At 70.3% G+C, this 3,646-nt stretch carries 4 protein-coding genes and 1 pseudogene; 4 read left to right on the top strand and 1 reads right to left on the bottom strand.

The window, feature by feature from the left end:
- Positions 1 to 421: 421 nt before the first annotated feature.
- From ACWGDE_RS37200 to ACWGDE_RS37210, 3 genes are all read left to right on the top strand, one after another.
- Positions 422 to 625 carry a cold-shock protein gene (locus ACWGDE_RS37200; protein ID WP_214954018.1) on the top strand — a complete coding sequence of 68 codons (204 nt, stop codon included), beginning with the start codon at positions 422 to 424 and terminating at the stop codon, positions 623 to 625.
- Positions 626 to 977: 352 nt separating this feature from the next.
- Complete coding sequence (locus ACWGDE_RS37205; protein ID WP_453393504.1) at positions 978 to 2,546, top strand: DEAD/DEAH box helicase; 1,569 nt, start codon at positions 978 to 980, stop codon at positions 2,544 to 2,546.
- An 89-nt stretch (positions 2,547 to 2,635) separates the two neighbouring features.
- A complete protein-coding gene (locus ACWGDE_RS37210) occupies positions 2,636 to 2,947 on the top strand; it encodes an SCO5918 family protein (RefSeq protein WP_453393505.1) in 312 nt (103 codons plus the stop codon).
- 69 nt (positions 2,948 to 3,016) lie between these two features.
- On the opposite strand, the gene ACWGDE_RS37215 is transcribed toward ACWGDE_RS37210, so the two are convergent.
- Complete coding sequence (locus tag ACWGDE_RS37215; RefSeq protein ID WP_453393506.1) at positions 3,017 to 3,343, bottom strand: hypothetical protein; 327 nt, start codon at positions 3,341 to 3,343, stop codon at positions 3,017 to 3,019.
- A gap of 203 nt (positions 3,344 to 3,546) precedes the next feature.
- On the opposite strand from ACWGDE_RS37215, the pseudogene ACWGDE_RS37220 reads away from it, so the two are divergent.
- Positions 3,547 to 3,646: pseudogene (locus tag ACWGDE_RS37220) on the top strand (MerR family transcriptional regulator); the annotation flags it as partial.

Below are 3,646 nucleotides of genomic sequence, written 5' to 3' on the forward strand. Positions count from 1 at the left end.
ACCTACGACCTCTGGGTTATGAGCCCAGCGAGCTACCGAGCTGCTCCACCCCGCGTCGTTGACATCACTGTACGGGACATCCGGGGCCCCTCACGCCACTCGCGTCGGACAGGGTCCGGGCAGGTCCCCAATATCTGTGCCGGCGAAGACAGAATTGAATACGGGGGGCAGTGAGAATTTCTGGCCCGGTAGCCGAGTGGGTGATTTTCCGGCTCGATTTTCCGGGTGGTCGGGATGGGGCGTGCTACTGTGGTTTCAGTTGCAGTTGTGGTTCCCCAAAATTTCGAACACTTCGCACGGTCTTCAACGGCCGGGCACGAGTGTTCCAGTTTTTCCGGTGCTTTCCGGGCTGGGCGATCATTCGGCGACTCGAGATCCGTACAGTGCGGATATCTGGGCTGAGCCCCGAAGGAGATTCAACATGGCTAACGGCACCGTGAAGTGGTTCAACGCGGAAAAGGGTTTTGGTTTCATCGAGCAGGAGGGCGGCGGTCCTGACGTCTTCGCCCACTACTCGAACATCGCTTCCCAGGGCTTCCGCGAGCTCCAGGAAGGCCAGAAGGTCAGCTTCGACATCGCGCAGGGCCAGAAGGGCCCGACCGCTGAGAACATCGTCACCGTCTGACGTTCACGCGTAATCGCGTAGCTGGGGCCCGCACCTTGGGGTGCGGGCCCCAGCTCGTTGCGTTTTTCGGCTCCGCCGGCCTTGACGGCCCGTGTGAGCGGCCCGAGGGCCTCCGTCCTCGAAGCGCCACCCCTGTTCGGCCGATGGACGCGCTCCTCGGCTCCCCGCCCGCATGCGACTGCCCTCCTGTCCGGCGCGCAGTGCGGTGCCCATTTCCTGATGGTCCGGTCGTCTTTCATCCCGGATCCATCGCATCTGATTTTGCTCCGGCTCATTCTTGTGATTCATCGCGCGGCTCGTATTTCCGCTGCCGAGAATTCCTCGATGTGCGCCGTATCGAGGAAGGTTCTGCATGAACCGCACGACCCGTACGAATGACCGTTCTTCCCGCAACCGCTCCGGCGGAGGCTCCTCCGGCTCCTACGCCGGCTCCTACGGCGGATCCACTGGGTCCTCCGGCCGGGGGAGCCGATTCGGTTCGTCCGCCCCCAGCCGGTCCTCCGGCGGCCCGAAGCGCTCCGGCGGTGGCTACGGCCGTCGCTCCGCCGCACCGCAGGGAGAGTTCGCCCTGCCGGTCACCGTGGTCCCGGGGCTGCCCGCCGTCGAGTCCTTCGCCGAGCTCGCCATGCCGGCGCAGCTGCTCACCGCGCTGACCTCCGAGGGCGTGACCACGCCGTTCCCGATCCAGGCCGCCACGCTGCCCAACACCCTCGCGGGCCGGGACGTCATGGGCCGGGGCCGCACCGGCTCCGGCAAGACCCTGGCCTTCGGCCTGGCGCTGCTGGCCCGTACGGCCGGCCAGAGCGCCGAGTCGGGCAAGCCGCTCGCGCTGATCCTCGTACCCACGCGTGAACTCGCGCAGCAGGTCACGACGGCCCTGACTCCGTACGCCCGCGCGGTGAAGCTGCGCATGGCCACCGTCGTCGGCGGCATGCCCATCCACCGCCAGGCCGGTGCCCTGCGCGCCGGGGCCGAGGTGGTCGTGGCCACCCCCGGCCGCCTCAAGGACCTCATCCAGCGGGGCGACTGCCGGCTGAACCAGGTCGCCGTCACCGTCCTGGACGAGGCCGACCAGATGGCCGACATGGGGTTCATGCCCCAGGTCACCGAGCTGCTCGACCAGGTGCGCCCGGAGGGCCAGCGGATGCTGTTCTCCGCCACGCTCGACCGCAACGTCGACCTGCTGGTCCGCCGCTACCTGACCGACCCCGTCGTGCACTCCGTCGACCCCTCGGCCGGCGCCGTGACCACGATGGAGCACCACGTCCTGCACGTGCAGAGCTTCGACAAGCAGGCCGCCACGACCGAGATCGCCGCCCGCGAGGGCCGCGTGATCATGTTCCTGGACACCAAGCACGCCGTGGACCGGCTGACCGAGCACCTGCTGCACAGCGGGGTGCGCGCGGCGGCGCTGCACGGCGGCAAATCGCAGCCCCAGCGCACCCGTACGCTCGCGCAGTTCAAGACCGGGCACGTGAGCGTGCTCGTGGCCACCAACGTCGCGGCCCGGGGCATCCACGTCGACAACCTCGACCTCGTCGTCAACGTGGACCCGCCGACCGACCACAAGGACTACCTGCACCGCGGCGGCCGCACCGCCCGGGCCGGCGAGTCCGGCAGCGTCGTCACCCTGGTGCTGCCCAACCAGCGCCGCGAGATGATCCGGCTGATGGCCGCCGCCGGAATCACCCCGCACACCACCCAGGTCCGCTCCGGCGAGGCCGAGCTGAACCGGATCACCGGCGCCCAGGCGCCCTCCGGCGTCCCCGTCACCATCACCGCACCGGTCACCGAGCGCGCCAAGCGCTCGCCCGGCTCCTCCCGGGGCCGGCGCAGCCGCCCCGCACAGGACCGGCGCAGCCGCACGGGCGCGGCGCCCAGGGGCTCCGAGGGCCGCTCCACCTTCACCGCAGCCGCGTAGATCTCCCGGATACTCCCTGAAGCGGTCTCGGGAAGGAAGGCACGTCTCCGAGACCGTGTAGACCGGCTCTCTGCTACCTGTGAGGCAACATGCGCTGTGTCATCGCACGATTTCCGTTCGACCTGACCAAGAGCGGGGTCCTGGAAACGATGAAGGGCGTCAAGCCCGAACCCATCACGGGTGAGTCCGTGATCATCGGCCGTCGCTCCTACCCCGTCAAGCAGGTGGGCGCCGTCATCACCCGCCAGGACCGCCGCGACTTCACCTCCGGCGAGGTGATCAGGGCCCTGACCGCTCTGGGCTTCACCTGCCGGACGCTCGCCGAGGTCCCGGCACCCGCCGCGGAACTGACCCCGGTTCAGAAGGCGTCCGCCCTGTTGGGCGCCCCCGCGGGCGTGTAACGGCGCGTACGGACTCCAGGGCCCCGTCGGCCGCCGCCGACGGGGCCCTTCGCGTTACCCGGGCCCGGCTCACGCACGCGTCCAGCGCGGACCCGAGGCCGTGGGGGGCGGCGGAGGCTCGGCGCCGTCCAGGCGCAGGCTCCGTAGCGTGGCGTCCGTCTCGCGCTGGAAGTGCGCGTACGTGATCAGCCGCTCCCACAGCGGATCGGGCCGGCCGGGGACGGTGGCCCCGCGCGCCTCCCACTCCCTGGCGAGCTGATCGAAGACGGCCGCCCCGCCGGCCGGGACGGAGCTGCCCGACTGCTGCCGCGGGATGCCCCGCGCCGGCGCCGCGGGAATGCGATCGGGTGCCCGGTGCCGGGCGGGGGACGGGGAGACGGCGTGTGGAGTGCCCATGCCCGCCCCAACGATTCTGCGCGCCCACGGGCACGCCCCGGGACCGGCGGACCGGGCGCCCGGACACCGACGCGGCGGGCGCGCACCGGCCCGTACGGGGGCAGCAGGGGATCGGAGCCCTTCACATGGTGTTGAATTTCCCTCGGGGCCCTGGTGCCGGACGGCAGCAGGGCCCTCGACGCGTCCCACAAACGAGGGTGACAGTGACACCAGAGAACCCGCTCGACCGTCTCGACGACGACGACTATCCGGCCTACACCATGGGCCGGGCCGCCGAGATGCTCGGCACCACACCGGGCTTCC

The organism is Streptomyces sp. NPDC054956 (assembly GCF_053609185.1).